This is a genomic window from Nocardioides seonyuensis, assembly GCF_004683965.1.
GTDB lineage: Bacteria > Actinomycetota > Actinomycetes > Propionibacteriales > Nocardioidaceae > Nocardioides > Nocardioides seonyuensis.
The window spans coordinates 570,539-588,885 of record NZ_CP038436.1 but is presented as its reverse complement, the minus strand read 5'-3'; the positions used below and the strand labels follow the sequence as shown (position 1 = coordinate 588,885).

19 protein-coding genes are annotated in these 18,347 nt (G+C 71.4%); 4 read left to right on the top strand and 15 right to left on the bottom strand.

Features of this window, described 5'->3' with window-relative positions; all coding sequences use genetic code 11:
- Positions 1-62 precede the first annotated feature (62 nt).
- On the top strand, positions 63-887 hold the full coding sequence (locus tag EXE58_RS02920) for an alpha/beta hydrolase (protein ID WP_135266496.1): 825 nt from the start codon (positions 63-65) through the stop codon (positions 885-887).
- Here the strand turns inward: EXE58_RS02920 and glpX are convergent, their stop codons facing one another.
- Genes glpX through EXE58_RS02895 form a run of 5 tightly spaced genes read right to left on the bottom strand, consistent with a single transcriptional unit; the run spans position 888 to position 4,833 of the window.
- Positions 888-1,892 (bottom strand): class II fructose-bisphosphatase, encoded by a 1,005-nt coding sequence (gene glpX / locus EXE58_RS02915; RefSeq protein ID WP_135266495.1) that lies wholly within the window; start codon positions 1,890-1,892, stop codon positions 888-890.
- Between the two features lie 10 nt (positions 1,893-1,902).
- Positions 1,903-2,862 carry an ABC transporter ATP-binding protein gene (locus EXE58_RS02910; protein ID WP_135266494.1) on the bottom strand — a complete coding sequence of 320 codons (960 nt, stop codon included), beginning with the start codon at positions 2,860-2,862 and terminating at the stop codon, positions 1,903-1,905.
- A gap of 14 nt (positions 2,863-2,876) precedes the next feature.
- Complete coding sequence (gene modB / locus EXE58_RS02905) at positions 2,877-3,686, bottom strand: molybdate ABC transporter permease subunit (RefSeq protein ID WP_244242397.1); 810 nt, start codon at positions 3,684-3,686, stop codon at positions 2,877-2,879.
- Positions 3,683-4,429 carry a molybdate ABC transporter substrate-binding protein gene (gene modA / locus EXE58_RS02900; RefSeq protein ID WP_135266493.1) on the bottom strand — a complete coding sequence of 249 codons (747 nt, stop codon included), beginning with the start codon at positions 4,427-4,429 and terminating at the stop codon, positions 3,683-3,685. The genes modB and modA overlap by 4 nt, the downstream gene beginning before the upstream one ends.
- A complete protein-coding gene (locus EXE58_RS02895; RefSeq protein WP_135266492.1) occupies positions 4,429-4,833 on the bottom strand; it encodes a TOBE domain-containing protein in 405 nt (134 codons plus the stop codon). The genes modA and EXE58_RS02895 overlap by 1 nt, the downstream gene beginning before the upstream one ends.
- Before the next feature lie 74 nt (positions 4,834-4,907).
- Between EXE58_RS02895 and EXE58_RS02890 the strand changes: the two genes are divergently transcribed.
- Positions 4,908-5,459: a DUF4245 domain-containing protein gene (locus EXE58_RS02890; RefSeq protein ID WP_167288645.1), complete on the top strand. Its 552-nt coding sequence runs from the start codon at positions 4,908-4,910 to the stop codon at positions 5,457-5,459.
- A 17-nt stretch (positions 5,460-5,476) separates the two neighbouring features.
- Here EXE58_RS02890 and EXE58_RS02885 read toward each other — a convergent pair whose 3' ends face one another.
- Positions 5,477-5,722: an exodeoxyribonuclease VII small subunit gene (locus tag EXE58_RS02885; protein WP_135266490.1), complete on the bottom strand. Its 246-nt coding sequence runs from the start codon at positions 5,720-5,722 to the stop codon at positions 5,477-5,479.
- On the bottom strand, positions 5,709-6,950 hold the full coding sequence (gene xseA / locus EXE58_RS02880; protein ID WP_135266489.1) for an exodeoxyribonuclease VII large subunit: 1,242 nt from the start codon (positions 6,948-6,950) through the stop codon (positions 5,709-5,711). Before xseA ends, EXE58_RS02885 begins: the two co-directional genes overlap by 14 nt.
- A 64-nt stretch (positions 6,951-7,014) precedes the next feature.
- Between xseA and EXE58_RS02875 the strand changes: the two genes are divergently transcribed.
- Positions 7,015-8,019, top strand: coding sequence for a 4-hydroxy-3-methylbut-2-enyl diphosphate reductase (locus EXE58_RS02875; protein WP_135266488.1), 1,005 nt, complete (start codon positions 7,015-7,017; stop codon positions 8,017-8,019).
- Between the two features lie 4 nt (positions 8,020-8,023).
- On the top strand, positions 8,024-8,647 hold the full coding sequence (locus EXE58_RS02870) for an L-threonylcarbamoyladenylate synthase (RefSeq protein WP_135266487.1): 624 nt from the start codon (positions 8,024-8,026) through the stop codon (positions 8,645-8,647).
- A gap of 34 nt (positions 8,648-8,681) precedes the next feature.
- Here EXE58_RS02870 and EXE58_RS02865 read toward each other — a convergent pair whose 3' ends face one another.
- The 8 genes from EXE58_RS02865 to EXE58_RS02825 form a co-directional block, all read right to left on the bottom strand.
- Complete coding sequence (locus EXE58_RS02865) at positions 8,682-9,143, bottom strand: DUF6542 domain-containing protein (RefSeq protein WP_135266486.1); 462 nt, start codon at positions 9,141-9,143, stop codon at positions 8,682-8,684.
- A gap of 23 nt (positions 9,144-9,166) precedes the next feature.
- Positions 9,167-10,315, bottom strand: coding sequence for a DNA recombination protein RmuC (locus tag EXE58_RS02860; protein ID WP_135266485.1), 1,149 nt, complete (start codon positions 10,313-10,315; stop codon positions 9,167-9,169).
- Between the two features lie 35 nt (positions 10,316-10,350).
- Positions 10,351-11,352, bottom strand: a complete 1,002-nt coding sequence (locus tag EXE58_RS02855) for a sugar phosphate isomerase/epimerase family protein (RefSeq protein ID WP_135266484.1) — start codon at positions 11,350-11,352, stop codon at positions 10,351-10,353.
- A 28-nt stretch (positions 11,353-11,380) separates the two neighbouring features.
- Positions 11,381-12,514 carry a Gfo/Idh/MocA family protein gene (locus tag EXE58_RS02850; RefSeq protein ID WP_135266483.1) on the bottom strand — a complete coding sequence of 378 codons (1,134 nt, stop codon included), beginning with the start codon at positions 12,512-12,514 and terminating at the stop codon, positions 11,381-11,383.
- Complete coding sequence (locus tag EXE58_RS02845; protein WP_135266482.1) at positions 12,511-13,383, bottom strand: sugar phosphate isomerase/epimerase family protein; 873 nt, start codon at positions 13,381-13,383, stop codon at positions 12,511-12,513. Before EXE58_RS02845 ends, EXE58_RS02850 begins: the two co-directional genes overlap by 4 nt.
- Before the next feature lie 78 nt (positions 13,384-13,461).
- A complete protein-coding gene (locus EXE58_RS19640; RefSeq protein WP_208544108.1) occupies positions 13,462-15,762 on the bottom strand; it encodes an ABC transporter permease/substrate-binding protein in 2,301 nt (766 codons plus the stop codon).
- Positions 15,759-16,793: an ABC transporter permease gene (locus tag EXE58_RS02830; RefSeq protein ID WP_135266480.1), complete on the bottom strand. Its 1,035-nt coding sequence runs from the start codon at positions 16,791-16,793 to the stop codon at positions 15,759-15,761. The genes EXE58_RS19640 and EXE58_RS02830 overlap by 4 nt, the downstream gene beginning before the upstream one ends.
- The gene (locus EXE58_RS02825) at positions 16,793-18,307 is read right to left on the bottom strand and encodes a sugar ABC transporter ATP-binding protein (protein WP_135266479.1); all 1,515 of its coding nucleotides are present in this window, start codon (positions 18,305-18,307) and stop codon (positions 16,793-16,795) included. Before EXE58_RS02825 ends, EXE58_RS02830 begins: the two co-directional genes overlap by 1 nt.
- Positions 18,308-18,347 lie beyond the last annotated feature (40 nt).

Sequence of the window (18,347 nt, the reverse complement as noted above, 5' to 3'; positions counted from 1 at the left end):
GACGCCTGACTGAAAGCCACGAAATCCACATACATGGCGGGTTTCTGGTTACCGTTCCCGTTGTGACCCAGCGCACAGTGGCTGAATTCCTCACCCCGGCGGGCTTCGCCCCGCCCTCGCTGGCCGCCGTCCTGCGGGAGGCGCGAGTGCTGCGCGAGGCCGGCCACTACGCAGCACGCACGGCCGGGCAGCGAAGGATGGCCAGGCGGACGCCGTACGCCGGGAGGCTAGTGCCCCGCGCTGCGGAGCCGGTGCTCCTGGTTCCCGGCTTCATGGCGGGCGACGCGACACTGAGGCCGATGGCCCGCTCGCTGCAGCGCGAGGGGTTCCGCACCTACGACTCGCAGATCCGCGCCAACGTCGGCTGCACGCAGGCCGCCATGGCACGGCTGGAGGAGCGGCTCGAGGACATCGCGCACCACCGTGACTCCCGGGTGCGCATCGTGGGGCACAGCCTGGGCGGCGTGTTCGGGCGTGCCCTGGCCGTGCGCCGTCCCGACCTGGTCTCCGGCGTCGTCACCATGGGGAGCCCGGTGCTGGCGCCCGGCGCGCACCACGCCACCCTGGCGCGAACCGTGGACGTGCTCGTGCGGCTGAACCGCGCCGGTCTGGCCGCGCTGATGGCCGAGGACTGCGTGGCGGGGGAGTGTGCGCGAGAGGGGTTCGGCCAGGCTCGTCACCCGATCCCCGACGACGTCGCGCTCACCGCGATCTACAGCCGTCGCGACGGCATCGTCGACTGGCGCGCGTGCGTCGACCCCGAGGCCGAGTCCGTCGAGGTCACTGCGTCCCACGTGGGCATGGCCATGGACTCCCAGGTCATCGCGGCGGTCGTGCACGCACTGCGCTCGACGCCGCGGACCGCCGAGGTCGCGGCCGCCGTCTGATCAGCCGTCGAAGTCGATGGCAGAGAAGTCGCGCAGCTTGGAGAGCCGGTGCTCGGCCGTGATCGAGCGGATCGTGCCGCTGCGTGAGCGCATCACGAGGGAATGCGTGGTGGCGCCGTTGCCGCGGTAGCGCACGCCCTTCATCAGCTCGCCGTCGGTGATGCCGGTGGCGACGAAGAAGCAGTCGTCGCCGGTGACCAGGTCGTCGGTGCCGAGGACGAAGTCGGGGTCGAGGTCGTGGCCGGCGTCCAGCGCTCGCTGCCGCTCGGCGTCGTCCTGGGGCCAGAGGCGTCCCTGGATCGTGCCGCCGAGGCACTTCATGGCGCAGGCGGTGATGATGCCCTCGGGGGTGCCGCCGATCCCCAGCAGCAGGTCGACGCCGGTGTCGGGACGAGCCGCCATGATCGCACCGGCGACGTCGCCGTCGGTGATGAACTTGATGCGGGCGCCGGTCTCCCGGATCTCCTCGACGAGCTTTGCGTGCCGGGGGCGGTCGAGCACGACGACGGTCACGTCACCGGCCGAGCTGCCCTTGGCCTTGGCGACCCGGTCGATGTTCTCGGCGACCGGCAGGCGGATGTCGACGGCCCCGGCGGCCTCCGGACCGGTGACGAGCTTCTCCATGTAGAACACCGCGCTGGGGTCGTACATCGTGCCCCGGGGCGAGACCGCCATCACCGAGATGGCGTTGTTCATCCCCTTGGCGGTCAGGGTGGTGCCGTCGATCGGGTCGACCGCCACGTCGCACAGCGGCCCGGTGCCGTCGCCGACCTCCTCGCCGTTGTAGAGCATGGGCGCTTCGTCCTTCTCGCCCTCGCCGATGACGACGACTCCGCGCATGCCGACGCTGGCGATCATCACGCGCATCGCGTCGACGGCCACGCCGTCGGCATCGTTCTTGTCGCCGCGGCCCACCCAGCGGCCTGCCGCCATCGCGGCGGCCTCGGTGACGCGCACCAGCTCCAGGGCGAGGTTGCGGTCGGGCTTGCCGGTCATGGGGCTCATGGCGCGAATGTTAGCGGCCCCTCGCGGTGGTGCCCTCACGGCTCACAGCCGTGGCCTTCACCGACAACCAGACGTCTCGCCCGGCCACGAGTCCCAGCTCTGCAGCCGCTGCATGCGTCACGTCGGCGATCAGATCCGTCTCGCCGCGGACCAGCACGCGCAGCGCGTCGCCGTGGGGAGCGAGCGTCGCCACGGTGCCGTACCACCTCAGGCGCGGAGACCCCTCGGGCTCGCGCACCGAGACGTTCACCGCCGACGGGCTGAAGGTGACCAGCTCGTCCCCGAGCCGTACGACGTTGAGCCCGACGAGGCGTGCCACGTGAGCCGTCTGTGGCCGGGCGGCGACCTCCTCGGGACGCCCGACCTGCGCGACGACGCCGCCGTCGAGCACCAGCACCCGGTCGGCGAGGGTCAGCGCGTCGATCGCGTCGTGCGTGACGAGCAGGGTGACTCCTGCGAAGTCGCGCAGATGCTGGGACAGCTCGATCCGCAACGACGTCGCCGCCGTGGTGTCGAGGCCGGTGAAGGGCTCGTCGAGCAGCAGGACCTGCGGGTCGGTGGCCAGCGCCCGGGCGAGGGCGACGCGTTGTGCCTGGCCCCCGGAGAGCTGGCCGGGCCCGCGGTCCGCGAGGTCACCGATGCCGAAGCGGTCGAGCCAGTGCCGCGCCCGTGCGCGCGCCTCCCGGCGGGGGACACCGCGCGAGCGCGGCCCGAACTCGACGTTGGCCACCGCGGAGAGATGGGGGAAGAGGCTCTGGTCCTGGAAGACGTAGCCGATGCGGCGCCGCGGAACCGGCAGGTCCGTCCAGTCGTCGTCGCCGACCCGCACCGCGGCCCGCTCCAGCCCCGCGACGGCTCGCAGCAGCGTCGACTTGCCGGCCCCGTTGGGCCCGATGACGACGAGCACCTCACCGGCCGGCACCTCCAGCTGCGCGACGACCCGGCCCGGCAGGTCGACCCGGACGAGCATGGTCGGCCCCCCGCTCACCGGGTGGCCCACCGCTCGCGCAGGAGCACCAGGACCGCGACGGAGAGGACCAGCAGGATCAGGCTCAGCGTCCGGGCGACCATGGGATCGGACCCGAGCGCGACGTAGATCAGGCTCGGCATCGTCTGGGTCGACCCGGGGTAGTTCCCCGCGAAGGTGATGGTCGCCCCGAACTCGCCGAGGCTGCGGGCCCACGCCAGGGCGCTGCCGGCGAGGATGCCTGGGAGGGCGAGCGGGAGCGTGACACGGCGGAAGGTCGTCCACCGGTCGGCACCCAGCGTCGCCGCCACGACGTCGTACGCCGCTCCGCGGGTGCGCAGGGCTCCCTCGACCGCGAGGACGTAGAACGGCAGGGACACGAACGTGTGGGCGAGGACCACGCCAGCGGTCGTGTAGGGGACCGAGAACGGCAGGTGCTGCCCGACCAGGCCGCTGCGGCCAAGGGCGGTGACCAGCGCGACGCCCGCGACCACCGGCGGCAGCACCAGCGGAACCAGCACGAGCGAGCGGACCACCCGCCGGCCGCGGAAGTCGACGCACGCCAGCAGCCAGGCCAGCGGGGTGCCGATCACGACGCACACGGCGACGGTCAGCAGGCTGCTCACTGCGGTGATGCCGAGCGCCTGTCGTACGGGCTCGGAGCCCAGGTGCTCGGGCAGCGTCCGCCACGGGGTGTCGAGGACGAGCGTGAGGAGGGGTACGACGAGCAGCGCGACGCCACACACGGCCGGGACGACCAGGAGGAGCGGAGCCCGCCCCAGTCGGACGCTGCCCAGTCGCGCGGTGCTCAGGCCGCTGGTGCTCACTCGACCACGACCCCGCTGAAGCCGGCGTCCTGGAGGACCTGGCGGGCCCGGTTGCTGCGCACGAGGGTGACGAACTCCGCTGCGAGGTCGGAACGCTCGGCGTCGTCGCCGTGCAGGGGCGCGACGAGGTAGTTGGTGGTCAGCCCTTCCGGAAGTGGCACTTCGGTGACGGCGTCGCCGGCTGCCACGGCGTCGGTGCGGTAGACCAACCCCGCGTCGGCCTCGCCCTGCTCGACGCGGGCCAGCACGGCCCGGGCGTCGACCTCCTGGCTGGCGGGCGGCTGCGCGACTTCCTGCTGGTCGAGCAGCTGCACCGCGAGCGCGCCGCAGGGGGCGGCCTCCGCGCACACCACGTAGTCGACACCCTCCCGGTCCAGGTCGGTGAGGGAGGCGATGCCGGCCCGGTTCTGCGGCGGCGTGACGAGGGTGAGGGCGTTGCCGGCGAACGCGTAGGGGCCGTCGGCCAGGGTGCTGCCGTCCTCGGCCACCCGCATCGAGCGCTCGTCGGCCGTCGCGAGGACGTCTCCGGGGGCGCCGTCGACCACCTGCTCGGCCAGCATGGTGGAGGAGCCGAGGACCAGCCGCACGTCGGTGCCCGGGTGCTCGTCCTCGAACAGCTCGGCAAGGTCGGCGAAGGTGTCGGCGAGGCTCGAGGCGGCGAGCACGGTGAGGACCTGGTCGTCGTCGGTGCCGCTGCACGCCGCGAGTGGGAGGGCGAGGACGACGGCCAGGAGCGCCCGCATCAGGGGACCTCGACCACGACGTTGGTCGACTTGATCGAGGCGACGGCGCGCGAGCCGGGCTCCAGCCCGAGCTCCTCGGCGGCGTCGCTGCTCATCAGCGAGACGACGCGGTAGGGGCCGCAGACCATCTCCACCTGGGCCATCACCGCGTCGCGCCGGACCCGGGTGACGATGCCGCTCATCCGGTTGCGGGCGCTCACCGAGCCTGCCCGAGTGCGGTCGCGCTCGAGGGCCGCGGCCGACTCGATCAGCCCCTCCGCGAACTCCGCAAGGTCGGCGCCGTCGACCACCGCCCTGCCCTCGGCCGTGCGGGAGGGCAGGCGGCCGGCGTCGACCCAGCGTCGTACGGTGTCGTCGCTGACCGCCAGGACCTCGGCTGCTTCCGCAATTCTGTAGGTGGTCACGCGTGAAGTATGCCGCATCTGCGGAGGTCTGACCTGGGTCCGGCGACTGTGAGGACGCTGGGAGGATGTACGGCGTGAGCCAGCAGCCCGGAGCCAACCAGCCCAGTCGATACCAGCGCTCGTTCTCCGGCATGGTGGGCGCGATGCTGGTGACGCTGCTCGTCGTGCTCGCCTTCGTCGGCTGGCGGGCGCTCTTCCGCCCTGACATCGAGAACGAGCCCGAGCCGATCGACTGGCAGGAGAGCGTGAGCCTCGCCGAGGAGGCAGGGCTGCGCGTCGTCCACCCCGAGCAGCTGCCGGAGGGGTGGATCGCCACCACCGTCGACCTGCGAGCCGGAGACATCCCCAGGTGGGGGCTCGGAGTGCTGACCGACGAGGGCGACTACATCGGCATCCGGCAGGAGGACTCCTCGATCGAGGAGCTGGTGCGGACCTACATCGACAAGGACTACGTGGACGGCGAGCCGGCGCAGGTCGACAGTGACGTCGCCGACACCTGGGAGACGTGGTCGGACGCGGGCGGGGACCACGGCTACTCCACCGAGGTCGACGACGATGCCGTGCTCGTCTACGGCTCCGCGCCGGTCGAGGACATCGAGGCCTACCTCGGGATGCTCACACGGTAGTCGGCATCCGCGCAGGATCAGTCTTCGGCGGAGTCGCCGATCACGGCGTCAAGTCGCTTGCGGGCACCGTCGAGCCACTCCTGGCACACCTTGGCCAGCGCCTCGCCGCGCTCCCACAGTGCCAGTGACTCCTCCAGCGTGGTGCCACCCGTCTCGAGGGTGCGGACGACCTCGACGAGCTCAGCCCGGGCGTCCTCGTAGGTCGGAGTCTCGGTCGCAGCCTGGTCGGCCGCCTTGTCGGTGGCCTTCTCACGTGGGGGCATCGGCTGCTCCTTCGACGGATTCGGTGGTGGCTCGCACGCGGCCGTCGGCCACGCGGATGGAGAGGGAGGAGCCCGGCGAGGTGCCGGCGACGGAGGTGAGCACCCGGCCCTCGGCGTCCTGCACGACGGCGTAGCCCCGCTGCAGCGTCGCCAGCGGTGACAGGGCCCGGGCGCGGGCGCGGTGGTGGCCGACGTCGTCGGCCGCGCGGTCGAGGCGATGACCGAGACTGCGGCGGGCGCGCCCCACCAGTTCCTCGACCTCGTGGGCGCGGTCGGCGAGCAGGGTGCGAGGGTCGGCCATGGCGGGCCGCGATCGCAGCTCGTGGAGCCACTGCTGCTCGCCGGTCACCCGCTGGTCGACCAGCTGGCGCAGGCGGTCGCGGGCCCAGGAGACCCCACGAACCTCCTCGGCCATGTCCGGGACCACGAGCTTGGCCGCGTCGGTGGGGGTCGAGGCGCGCACGTCGGCGACCAGGTCGAGCAGCGGCTGGTCGGGCTCGTGCCCGATGGCGCTTACGACGGGGGTGCGCATCCGGTGGACCACGCGGATGAGGGCCTCGTCGGAGAACGGCAGCAGGTCCTCGACCGAACCCCCACCCCGGGCGACGACGATGACGTCGACGCGCTCGTCGCGCTCGAGACGCTCGAGGGCCTCGATGACCTCGGCCGCGGAGCGGGTGCCCTGCATGGCGGCGTAGGCCACCTCGAACCCGACCGAAGGCCACCGTCGCCGCGCGTTGTCCAAGACGTCGCGCTCGGCGGCGCTGTTGGGCGCGGTGACGAGGCCGACGCGGTGGGGGAGGAAGGGGAGGTCGCGCTTGAGCTCGGGGGCGAAGAGCCCCTCGGCGGCGAGCAGCTGGCGACGGCGCTCGAGGCGGGCGAGGAGCTCGCCGAGACCGACCATCTTGATGGCGCGCGCCTGGAGCGAGAAGGACCCGCGGTTGGGGTAGAAGCTCGGGCGGGCGTGCACGACCACGCTCGCCCCCTCGACGAGCGGTGGGTTGAGGGAGTCGAACAGCGAGCGCTGGCAGGTCAGCGTCACCGAGATGTCGGCGACGGTGTCGCGCAGCGTCATGAAGACGGTGTTGACGCCCGGCCGGCGGTTGACCTGGGCGATCTGGCCCTCCACCCACACGGCGCCGAGCCGGTCGATCCACTGGGTCACCGCATTGGCCACCGCGCGCACCGGCGCCGGTGCCTCGGGGGTCGCGTCGCGGAGGGTGGGCACGCGGTGACTCTAGGTGACGGCGCCGACACTGCGCCGTACCCTGCGGGTGCCTAGACTCAGGCCCATGAGCTCCGACCTCGGCATGCCACCGGTCCTTGACCCAGACACTGCCAAGAACGTCCTGCTGGCTGCCCCGCGCGGCTACTGCGCCGGGGTCGACCGGGCCGTGATCACGGTCGAGAAGGCGCTGGACCTCTACGGCGCGCCCGTCTACGTCCGCAAGCAGATCGTCCACAACAAGCACGTGGTGGCCAACCTCGAGTCCCGCGGGGCGATCTTCGTCGAGGAGCTCGACGAGGTGCCCCTCGGCCAGACGGTCGTCTTCTCGGCCCACGGGGTCTCCCCGGCCGTCCACGCCGAGGCGCAGGAGCGTGGGCTCAAGACGATCGACGCCACCTGCCCCCTGGTCACCAAGGTCCACCACGAGGCCAAGCGGTTCGCCGGCGAGGACTACGACATCCTCCTGATCGGCCACGAGGGCCACGAGGAGGTCGAGGGCACCGCCGGCGAGGCGCCCGACCACATCCAGCTCGTGCAGTCTCCCGCCGACGTCGTCAACATCGAGGTCCGCGACCCCAGCAAGGTCGCCTGGCTGTCCCAGACCACCTTGAGCGTGGACGAGACCCTGGAGACCGTCGCGGCGATCCGCGAGAGGTTCCCGCTGCTGCTCGACCCGCCCAGCGACGACATCTGCTACGCCACCCAGAACCGCCAGCTCGCCGTCAAGGAGATCGCCCAGGACGCCGACCTCGTCATCGTGGTCGGGTCCGGCAACTCCTCCAACTCCGTGCGCCTGGTCGAGGTGGCGCTCGAGGCCGGGGCCAAGGCGTCCTACCGGGTCGATGACGCCTCCGAGATCGACGAGACCTGGCTCGACGGCGTCGACAAGGTGTCGGTGACCTCAGGGGCCTCGGTGCCCGAGGACCTCGTCGACGGAGTGCTCGCTTTCCTGGCCGAGCGCGGCTACCCCGACGCCAAGGCCGTGCACACCGCCGAGGAGTCCCTGATCTTCGCGCTGCCGCCCGAGCTGCGCCGCGACCTTCGCGCCGCCCAGACCGCCCAGGGTTGAGCCGATGGCGCGCTTCCTCGACATCCACCCGGACAACCCGCAGCCGCGGCTCGTCGCGCAAGTGGTCGAGGCGCTGCGCGACGACGCGCTGATCGCCTACCCGACCGACTCCGGCTACGCACTCGGCTGTCGGCTCGGCAACCGCGATGGTCGCGACCGCATCCTCGCGATCCGCGAGCTCGACGAGCGCCACCACTTCACCTTGATGTGCAAGGACTTCTCCCAGCTGGGGCAGTTCGTCCACGTGGCCAACTCGTCGTTCCGCGCCATCAAGGCGGCGACGCCGGGCCCCTACACATTCATCCTCCCGGCCACCACCGAGGTGCCCAAGCGGCTCATGCACCCCAAGAAGCGCACGGTCGGGGTGAGGATCCCCGAGCACCGCCTCGTGTGCGCCCTTCTGGAGGAGCTCGGCGAGCCGATCCTCACCAGCACCCTGATCCTCCCCGGCGAGACCGAGGCCCGCACCCTGGGCTGGGAGATCAAGGAGGACCTCGACCACGTCGTCGACATCGTGATCGAGTCGGGCGAGGTCACCGCCGAGCCGACGACCGTCATCGACTGGTCCGAGGCCGAGCCCGTCGTCGTACGACACGGGGCCGGGGACGCGTCCCGCTTCGAGGCCTGAGCGACCCGCCGGACCGCGCTCTCGCGGCGTTCATTCACATGAATGAACGGATGGGACCCTCTGCTCCCGCTTCGCCGGCGTCGGCCTGCCCGGGCTGTGCGGCCGGCTCCGACCGGATCCGCCACGCCAGCCACCCCAGGCACAGGACGTAGCCGGCGAACAGGGCGACGCCGTGGGTCGCGACCCCTGACACGACGGCCTGGACGAGGTTGTCGCGCGGATCGGCGACGGCGTCGCGCGCCACCAGGGAGACGAATGCGAACACCGCGACCATGAGCAGCGGCGGCAGCAGGGCCACCACGAAGAAGCCGTCACGCCTGACCAACGCGGCCAGCCCCAGGCAGAGCGCGACGAAGCACAGGTCGAAGAAGAAGGTGAGGTGGCCGACCAGCCAGACGTCGAGGAAGACGGCCGTCAGCGCGAGCGCGACCCCGAGCGCGACGACCTGGTGAGCCCGCTCGGAGCCCGCCTCCCAGGGGGCGTGGACCCGGTTCACGGTGATCAACCTAGGCCCGTGGCTCAGGCGCCCTCGGCGCGGCGCGCCGACACGTCGTCGGCCGGCTCGGGCAGGAGGTCGTCGAGTGTGGGATCGCCGGCAGGCTCGGCGACGTCGCCGAGCGCAGCCAACTTTGGCGCTGCCAGGGAGCGCGGCATGGTCTCGACCTGGCGCGGCTCGACCAGGTCGTCCGTGGTCACGCCCAGGTCGGCGAAGCGGCGTGCCGAGACCAGCACGCGTCCCTCGAGGGACCCCATCGCCTGGTTGTAGGCCGTGACGCTGGCGTTGAGGGAGCGCCCGACCCGGTCGAGGTGGCCGGCCATGGAGACCAGGCGCGCGTGGAGCTCCTGGCCCAGCCGCTGCACCTGGCGGGCCTGGGCGTTGAGCGTCTCGTGCTGCCACCCCTGGGCGACCGTGCGGAGCAGGGCGATCAGCGTGGAGGGAGTGGCAAGCACGACGTTCTTGGCGGTGGCCTGCTCGACGAGGTCGGGCACGGCCTGCAGCGCGGCCTGGAGGATCGTCTCGCCCGGGAGGAAGAGCACCACGAACTCGGGCGTCTGGGGGAGGGCCTCCCAGTAGCGTCGCGACCCGAGGTCGGCGACGTGCTTGCGGACGTGCTCGCCGAGGCGCGCGAGGGCCCGGTCGTGCTCTGCCGGATCCTCCGCACCCGCGGCGTCGAGGAAGGCTGCCAACGGGGCCTTGGCGTCGACCGCGATGGTGCGGCCGCCCGCCAGGGAGACCACGAGGTCGGGGCGCAGGCGCCCCTCGTCGAACTGCACCTGCTCGGCGAAGTCGCAGTGGTCGACCAGCCCGGCCAACTCGACGGTGCGCCGCAGGTGGAGCTCACCCCACTGACCCCGCACCTGGGGCTTGCGCAGCGCGGTGGCCAGGCTCGAGGTCTCCCTGCGCAGGCTGTCGGTGGTCTGCCGCATGTCGGCCACCTGCTGGTGCAGCTGGGCCTGCCAGGCGACGCGATCGTGGGCGAGGTCGCTGAGCTGGTCCTGGAGACGGTCGAGGCCCTCGCGCACCACGGCCTGCTCGGCGGCGCGCTGCTCGAGGGCGGCCACGGCAGCCGGCTCGGACGCACGCCGGGCGTGGGCGGCCAGCCAGCCGATCAGCCCGCCCAGCGCCACTCCGAGCAGGAGCGTCATCAGGAGAGTCAGAAGGTCCATGCGCCGATCATGGACGACGCCACCGACAGGGCGACTCAGCGTTGGTCGAAGGCGGCGTCGAAGGACGTCTCGGGGAGGTCGAAGTCGAAGCGCCGGAGGAACTCCAGCGCCTCGGGCGCTCCGCGCAGGCGGTCCATTCCCGCGTCCTCCCACTCGACCGAGACAGGGCCGTCGTAGCCGATCCTGGACAGGGCTCGGAAGGCGTCCTCCCACGGCACGTCTCCGCGCCCGGTCGAGACGAAGTCCCAGCCGCGGCGCTGGTCGCCCCACGGAAGGTGCGACGAGAGCCGGCCGTTGCGGCCGCCACCGATGCGCATCCGCGTGTCCTTGCAGTCGACGTGGTAGATCCGGTCGGCGAAGTCGGTGATGAACGCGACAGGGTCGATGTCCTGCCACATCATGTGGCTGGGGTCCCAGTTGAGGCCGAACGCCTCGCGGTGCCCGATGGCCTCCAGGGTGCGCTGGGTCGTCCAGTGGTCGTAGGCGATCTCGGAGGGGTGCACCTCGTGCGCGAACCGCACCCCGCACTCGTCGAAGACGTCGAGGATCGGGTTCCACCGGTCCGCGAAGTCCTGGTAGCCCGCCTCGATCCGCTCGGCCGGCACCGGCGGGAACATCGCGACGTACTGCCAGATCGAGGATCCGGTGAAGCCGACGACGGTGTCGACACCGAGCGCACGAGCCATGCGCGCGGTGTCCTTGAGCTCGTCGGCGGCGCGACGTCGTACGCCCTCGGGATCTCCGTCGCCCCACACGCGCTCCCGCACGATGCCCTGGTGCCGGAAGTCGATCGGGTCGTCGCAGACCGCCTGACCGTGCAGGTGGTTTGAGATCGCCCACACGTCGAGCCCGTGGCGGGCCAGGATCTCGCGACGGGAGGCGACGTAGTCGGCGTCGTCCCAGCGAGAGGCGTCGAGGTGGTCGCCCCAGCAGGCGATCTCGAGGCCGTCGTACCCCCACTCGCCGGCGAGCCGGGCCACCTCCTCGAACGGCAGGTCGGCCCACTGGCCGGTGAAGAGTGTGAAGCGCTTGCCCATGGAGAGGCTCCTTCTGGTGCGTGAGGTCTCAGTGTGCGATGTCCACCTGCGCGCCACGGGTGCCGGCGCTCTCCTCGACGGCAGCGAGGACGCGTTGCACGGCGAGCCCGTCGGCGAAGCTCGGCTGGGGCGGCGTCCCGGACGCTATGCAGGCGAGGAAGTCGGCGGCCTGGGAGGTGAACGTGTGGTCCCAGCCGAGCACGTGGCCGGGCGGCCACCACGCCTCGAGGTAGGGGTGGTCGGCCTCGGTCACCAGGACGCGGGTCCCTCCGGTGCCTGCGTCGACCACGAGCTCGTTGAGCGACTCGAGGTGGAAGCTGATCGAGCCCTCGGCGCCGAAGATCTCCAGCGACAGGCCGTTCTTGCGTCCGAAGGCCATCCGGCTCACCTCCATGCTCACCGTGGCGCCTCGGGCCGTGCCCAGCCACGCCCAGGCGACGTCGTCGACGGTCACGGCCTCGGGTCCGTGGCTGCCGGGTCGCGACTCGACGAACGTCTCGAGACGGCCGCTGGCCGTGGTCACGGCGTCGTCGAGCAGGAACTGGACCTGGTCCACCACGTGGGACCCGAGGTCGCCGAGTGCTCCGGATCCCGCCTCGTCCTTGCGCAGGCGCCAGGTCATCGGTGCGCCGGCATCGGCCAGCCAGTCCTGGAGGTAGGCGGCGCGAACCTCGCGCACGACCCCGATGCGGCCGCTCGAGACGAGGTCGCGCGCGAGGGCCAGCGCAGGCACGCGCCGGTAGTTGAACCCGACCATCGAGAAGACCCCGCGGGCGCGTGCGTCGGCGGCCTGCTCGACCAGCCTCTCGCACTCGAAGACGGTGTTGGCGAGCGGCTTCTCCACGAGCACGTGCTTGCCGGCGGCGAGGGCGGCCTCGGCGACCTCGGCGTGGAGGTGGCCCGGGGTGCAGATGTCGACGATGTCGACGTCGTCGCGCTCGATCACCTCCTGCCAGCTCGTGGCGGCCTCCTGCCAGCCGTAGCGGCCCGCGGCCGCCTTGACGCGGGCGTGGTCGCGGCCGACGATGACCCGCTGCTCGGTGTGCGGCACGTCGGGGTAGAAGGCGCTCACGTTGCGCCAGGCGTTGGAGTGGGCCTTGCCCATGAACGAGTGGCCGATCACGGCGACGCCGAGAGGGCGGCCCCGCTGCGGGCTCGTCATGCCAGGCCCCCGTCCCGGGCGCCCACCAGGTCGCGCAGGAACGCCAGCCCGTCGCGCGCCAGGTCGTCCTGACTGGGTGCGAGGGGGCGCCAGACGGAGGCGGCCTTGGCGATGGCCGCGTTGTCGGCCGTGAAGCTCTCGATGTCGAGCGGGCCGGCGTAGCCGACCTCGTCCAGCGCGTCCAGCAGGGCCTCCCAGTCCGTCTGGTCGCCACCCGGGGCACCACGGTCGTTCCCGCACACCTGCACGTGGACGAGATGCTCACCGGCACTGCGGATGGCTGCGCTGCTGGAGCGCTCCTCGATGTTGAGGTGGTAGCTGTCGAGGGCCAGGCCGAGGCTCGGGCCCAGCAGTCCGTCGAGCCCCTCCAGCGCCTGGTCGACGGTGTTGACGAGCGACGTCTCGTAGCGGTTCAGGGGTTCTATCCCGAGGACGACCCCGCGCTCTGCGGCGTGCTCGACCACGGGCGAGAGGTTCGTGCGCCACTCGGCGTACGACGCCCTGCGCTCGGTCGGCGACATCGGCCAGACGCGCCCGGTCGCCGCGTAGAAGGGGCCGCACACGGAGGCGGCGCCGATGCCGGCCGCCAGGTCGATGCAGGAGCGCAGGTAGTCCTGGGTGGCGCGCACGGACTCGGCGTCGGTGCCGACGAGGTCGCGGCCGGGCGCCATCGCCCCGACGACGTAGGCGTCGAGACCGCTTCTCCCCAGGGCGACGGCGACCTTCTCTGCGCTGAGGTCGCCGGGGTTCTCCAGGGGCAGCTCGACCGCGTCGAAGCCGAGCGACGCGACGTGGTCGAGGGTCTCGTCGACGTTCAGGTCGGTCAGTGGTGAGGTCCAGACCCAGGTGTTGATGCCGATGGCGCGCACGCGCGGTCCTCCGTCAGCTGTGGCGGTGGTGCCGGCCGGCTGCGACGGGCGCCGCAGCCGACCGGCCGGATCAGTGGATCAACGGTCCTGCCACGCCTCCGGGAAGCCCGGCAGGTCCTGGCCGCCGAACTTCGCGTAGTGCCCATCGGGCATGCCCTCGTTGGCGGCGAGGAACTCGGCGCGCTCGTCCTCGGTGATGGGCTCCTGCGGCAGCACCCACTCGCGCGGGATCTCCTCGCCGGCGAAGATCTTCTCCACGGCCAGCAGCGGGGTGCGCCACTGGAAGTTGGAGTAGACGGGGGCGAGTCCGGTCAGGCCGGTCTCCTCCCACTTGCGCAGGAAGCTCATCTCGTCCTCACCCGTCATCACCGGGTAGTCGACCCCGGCATCCTCGAAGGCCTCGATCGCAGCGACGGCGCCGTCACCGGCGTCCATCCAGACTCCCGCGACCTCCCCCTGGTTCAGGGCGTCGGTGATGATCTTCTTGATCTCGGTCGGGTCGGCTCCGGTGAAGAAGTCCTCGGCCTCGATGCCGTTCTCCTCGAAGATCTTCTCCGCAGCCGCCCAGCGCGTCTCGAGCACGTCGACGCCGGGCAGGATGCGCAGCGCGACGACCTTGTCGCCCTCCTCGAGGTTGTCCACCAGGAACTCCGCGGTGTCGATGCCCCAGGCGTAGCCGCCGATCGGGTGGATGAAGGTGGTGGCGCAGTCGGTCTCCACGCCACGGTCGAACACGATGACGGGCTTGCCGGTCTCGCAGGCGCGCTCGACACCCGGGGTCATGGCCGCGGTGGAGTTGGGCGAGATGATGAACGCGTCGCAGTTGCCCTCGGAGATGAAGTAGTCGATGTCGGCGAGCTGGGTGTTGTCGTCGTCCTGCGCGTCACGCACCTCCATCTCGGAGATCACACCCTGGTCCTTCAGCGCCTTCAGCTGCTGCTTCATCGTGATGAAACCGGTCTGGCGCCAGGGGTTGCTCACCGAGGCGTTGGCGAAGCAGACCTTCTTGGCGCCCTGCGACTTGTACTCCGAGGTGTCGGTCATCTCTCCGTCGATGTACTGCAGCCACGGCTCCTCGTCGCTGCCCTCGAACGTGGCGGAACGCTGGGCGTCCTGCTCCTCGTAGTCGGCCTGGACGAACCACTCCTCGGAGCTGCTCTCCTCGCTGCTCGAGTCGGATCCTGTGTCGGGCTCGTCCTCGATCGTGTCGGTGCTGCAGCCAGCCAGCAGCGCCAGCACGGCGGCGGACGCGAGCGTCGCCCTGAAGGTTCTACGCATCAGACTTCTCCTTGGGTCGTGCCCGGGTCGGGCCGGTTTGTTGAGGGTCGAGCTGTACGGCGGGGGCGCCGGGCGCCCTGCCAGGTGCGGGCGCCGAGGGCGACGGCGGCGATGATGATCAGGCCCTGCACGGTGTCGCGCCACGTCGACTCCAGCCCCAGGTTGTTGAGCAGGACGAAGAGCAGCTCGAGGGCGAAGGCCCCGGCCGCTGCGGAGGACCCACCCACGGCCACCGCCGAGGAGGACGCCGCCGAGGACGACGGCCGTGATGGCGGTGAACTCGTAGCCGGCTCCGACCGAGGGGTGCACGCCGGCGTAGCCGACGAGGATGATCCCCGCCACGGTCGCCGAGAGCGAGGACAGGACGAAGGCCCGCGTCTTCAGCCACCACACGGCGGTCCCGGAGTAGTGCGCGGACTCGGGGTTGTCGCCCACGGCGACGAGCGTGCGGCCGAAGGGACGACGCATCAGCCAGGCCGATCCGGCTGCCACGACGAGCAGGATCACGACGGGGTAGGGGATGAGGTCCACCACCGGGACGTCCTCGATGCCGCCACGGCCGATCTGGCGGAAGCTGTCGACCGGGTTGCCGGTGGCCGCCCCGCCCGTCAGGTAGCGGACCAGGCCGCTGAGGGCGAGCATCATGCCGAGGGTGACGATGAAGCTCGGCACCTTCAGCAGGGTGGTCGTGAGCCCGTTGACCAGGCCGATCAGGACTCCCACGGCCAGCATCAGGAGCAGACCGGGGATGATCCGGCTCTCGTCCTGGCCGATGAAGTTGCCGGCCAGGACCACCTGGGTGGTGATGACCGCTGCCATGGAGAGGTCGAACTCGCCGCTCACGATGACGTAGTACTGGCCCATCGCCGCGATGGCGATCGGCGCCGTACGACCGACGAACCGGATCAGGGAGCCGGGGTCGGTGAAGTTGGGGTTGGCGACCATGACCGAGACGAGGAGGACGGCGACGAGGACCCAGACGGCGCCGCTGGGCGTGGCGAGCGCGGTCCCGACCCGGTTCACCACGGGGCCGTGGGTCGCCGGCAGCGGGGGGCGCGCCTGCGTCTCACCTGTCGTGATGTGGGGCGCTGCGGAGCTCATCTCGCCTCCTGGGCGGTGACAGCGGGACCGACCGTCCCACCGAAGCGGGCCGGGCGGCGGTCGAGGTCGCGTCGGGCGTAGACGGCGACGGCCACGACGATCACGAGGCCGCGGACCACGTCCTTGAGGAACGGGTCGGTCTGCATGACGCCCATGACGTTGTCGAGCACGGCGAAGATCGCGACGCCCGCGATGGTGCCGCTGATGTTGCCCTTGCCGCCCGCCAGCAGGGTGCCTCCGAGGACGACCGCGGCGATGGACATCAGGTCGTAGCTGCCCTGCGACCCGACGGTGGGTTGACCGACCCCGAGCCTCGCGAGGAGCAGCAGCCCGGCGATCGCGGCCAGCACGGAGCACAGGACATGGGCTGCGACGACCGGGGCCGCGGTGCGGATGCCCGACATCCGCGCCACGTCTGCGTTCCCGCCGACGGCGTACAGGTGGTGCCCGAGGCGGGTACGGCGCAACATCAGGATCGCCAGCACCGCGGCGGCGAGCATGAGGAGGGTGGCGATCGGGACGGGGCCGATCCGGGTGGCGTCCAGGAGCCGGAACTCACGCGGGGCGCGGCCGAAGCTGCCCTGGAAGTTGCTGGCGAGGTAGCCCGAGAGGATGAGGCCCATCCCGAGGGTGGCGATGAAGCCGTGCACCTTGAGCCCGCTCACCACGGCGCCGTTGACCAGGCCGATCACGGCCGCCAGGAGCAGAGTGACCAGCACGGCCGGCACGATCCTGCCGGCGCCGTCGGCCATGATGCCGGCACCGGTGACGCTCGCCAGGCTCACCACGAACGGGACGGAGAGGTCGAGGGAGCCGACCAGGATGACCAGCGTCTGACCGATGGCGATGAAGCCGAGGATCGTCGTGGTGGTCAGGATGTTGTCGATGTTGCCGACGCTGAAGAAGTTGCGGCCCTTCGATGCCGTCATGAGGGCGCCGACCACGATGGCGATCACCAGGACCCCGTAGACGATGCCCGTGGAGGTCAGGTGCCGGGATCGCGGCAGGGCCGGACGCGGGAGTGCCGCCATCACGCCACGTCCTCTCGGTCCTGCGAGCCTGCCGCCATGGCGAGCACTGCTTCCTCGGTGGCCCCGGCGGCGAGCTCCCCGGCCAGGCGGCCGTCCCTCATGACCACGATCCGGTCCGACATCCCGATGACCTCCGGCAGCTCGCTCGAGACCATCAGGACGGCGACGCCGTCGGCCGCCAGGCTGCGCATCACCTCGTAGATGGCGTGCTTGGCGCCGACGTCGATGCCGCGCGTCGGCTCGTCCATGAGCACGACGCCGGGTCCCGCTGCGAGCCATCGGGTGAGGACGACCTTCTGCTGGTTGCCGCCGGAGAGGAACTGCGCCTCCTGGGCCATCGACCGTGCCGAGACGGCCAGTGTCGAGAGCATCTGCGGCACGGCTGCGCGCGCCGCGCCGGTGCGCCCGGGGAACACGGAACGGACGACGCCGAGCGCGTTGTCGAGGATCGACTGGTGCAGGGCGAGGCCGGTGGCCTTGCGGTCCTCGGTGATCAGGGCGAGCCCGTGTCGGATCGCCTGCCGGGGGGTGCGGACCTGGGTCTCGGTGCCGTCGAGGAGCAGCTGGCCACGGGTGAAGGGGTCCACGCCGAAGATGGCGGACAGCAGCTCGGTGCGGCCGGACCCCTGCAACCCGGCCACCCCGACGATCTCGCCGGCGTGCAGGGTCAGGTCGACACCGTCGACGTACCCGTTGCCTGCGCCGCGGAGCTCCAGACGGGGCTCTCCCACCGTGGTGCCCGGCAGGGGGTCGGGGAAGAACGACGACATCGACCGACCGACCATCAGGCGGACGAGACCGCCCTCATCGAGGTCGGCCGCCTGCTCGGTGGCGACCTGCTCGCCGTCCTTGAGGACGGTGATGGTGTCGCAGAGCCTGAAGATCTCCTTGAGCCGGTGCGACACGTAGAGGATCGCCACTCCTCGCTCGGTCAGCCGCTCGATGATGCGGTAGAGCAGCTCGACCTCGTGCCCGGCCAGCGCGGCTGTCGGCTCGTCCATCGAGATGATGCGCGAGTCGAAGCTGACGGCCTTCGCGATCTCGACGACCTGCTGCTCCGCGACGGAGAGGGAGCGCACCCGGCGGGTGGGGCGTAGGCCCGTGATCCCGAGGCCCGCCAGCAGCTCCTCGGTGTCGCGGTTCATGGTCGCGGTGTCGACGACGCCGCGACGGCGCGGCTCGCGGCCGAGCCAGATGTTCTCCGCGATGGAGCGCTCGGGGAGGAGGTTGAACTCCTGGAACACGGTGGACAGCCCGGCGTGCTGGGCCTGCACGGGATGGGTGAACGTCACGGGGCGACCGTCGATCTCGATCGTCCCGGAGTCCGGTTGGTGCACGCCGGCAAGCACCTTCATCAAGGTCGACTTGCCTGCGCCGTTCTCGCCGACGAGCCCGAGGACCTGTCCGGCGTGGAGGTCGAGGTCTGCGTCGCGCAGCACCACGTTGCCCACGAAGGACTTGGTGAGTCCCCGGACGCGGAGCACGGGAGCAGCAGGCGCGGAGTTGTCGACCACGCGGTCACTGTGGCATGGCTCACAGGCTTTTGTCGAGACT

What these genes read in the sequence shown, in the direction of transcription:
- EXE58_RS02850 (WP_135266483.1), bottom strand. Translation starts at nt 12,514, where the DNA reads ATGACGAGCCCGCAGCGGGGCCGCCCTCTCGGCGTCGCCGTGATCGGC.
- modA (WP_135266493.1), bottom strand. Translation starts at nt 4,429, where the DNA reads ATGCGGGCGCTCCTGGCCGTCGTCCTCGCCCTCCCACTCGCGGCGTGC.
- glpX (WP_135266495.1), bottom strand. Translation starts at nt 1,892, where the DNA reads ATGAGCCCCATGACCGGCAAGCCCGACCGCAACCTCGCCCTGGAGCTG.
- EXE58_RS02860 (WP_135266485.1), bottom strand. Translation starts at nt 10,315, where the DNA reads ATGGACCTTCTGACTCTCCTGATGACGCTCCTGCTCGGAGTGGCGCTG.
- EXE58_RS02885 (WP_135266490.1), bottom strand. Translation starts at nt 5,722, where the DNA reads ATGCCCCCACGTGAGAAGGCCACCGACAAGGCGGCCGACCAGGCTGCG.
- EXE58_RS02830 (WP_135266480.1), bottom strand. Translation starts at nt 16,793, where the DNA reads ATGGCGGCACTCCCGCGTCCGGCCCTGCCGCGATCCCGGCACCTGACC.
- EXE58_RS02910 (WP_135266494.1), bottom strand. Translation starts at nt 2,862, where the DNA reads ATGCTCGTCCGGGTCGACCTGCCGGGCCGGGTCGTCGCGCAGCTGGAG.
- EXE58_RS02855 (WP_135266484.1), bottom strand. Translation starts at nt 11,352, where the DNA reads ATGGGCAAGCGCTTCACACTCTTCACCGGCCAGTGGGCCGACCTGCCG.
- EXE58_RS02875 (WP_135266488.1), top strand. Translation starts at nt 7,015, where the DNA reads ATGAGCTCCGACCTCGGCATGCCACCGGTCCTTGACCCAGACACTGCC.
- EXE58_RS02870 (WP_135266487.1), top strand. Translation starts at nt 8,024, where the DNA reads ATGGCGCGCTTCCTCGACATCCACCCGGACAACCCGCAGCCGCGGCTC.
- EXE58_RS19640 (WP_208544108.1), bottom strand. Translation starts at nt 15,762, where the DNA reads ATGAGCTCCGCAGCGCCCCACATCACGACAGGTGAGACGCAGGCGCGC.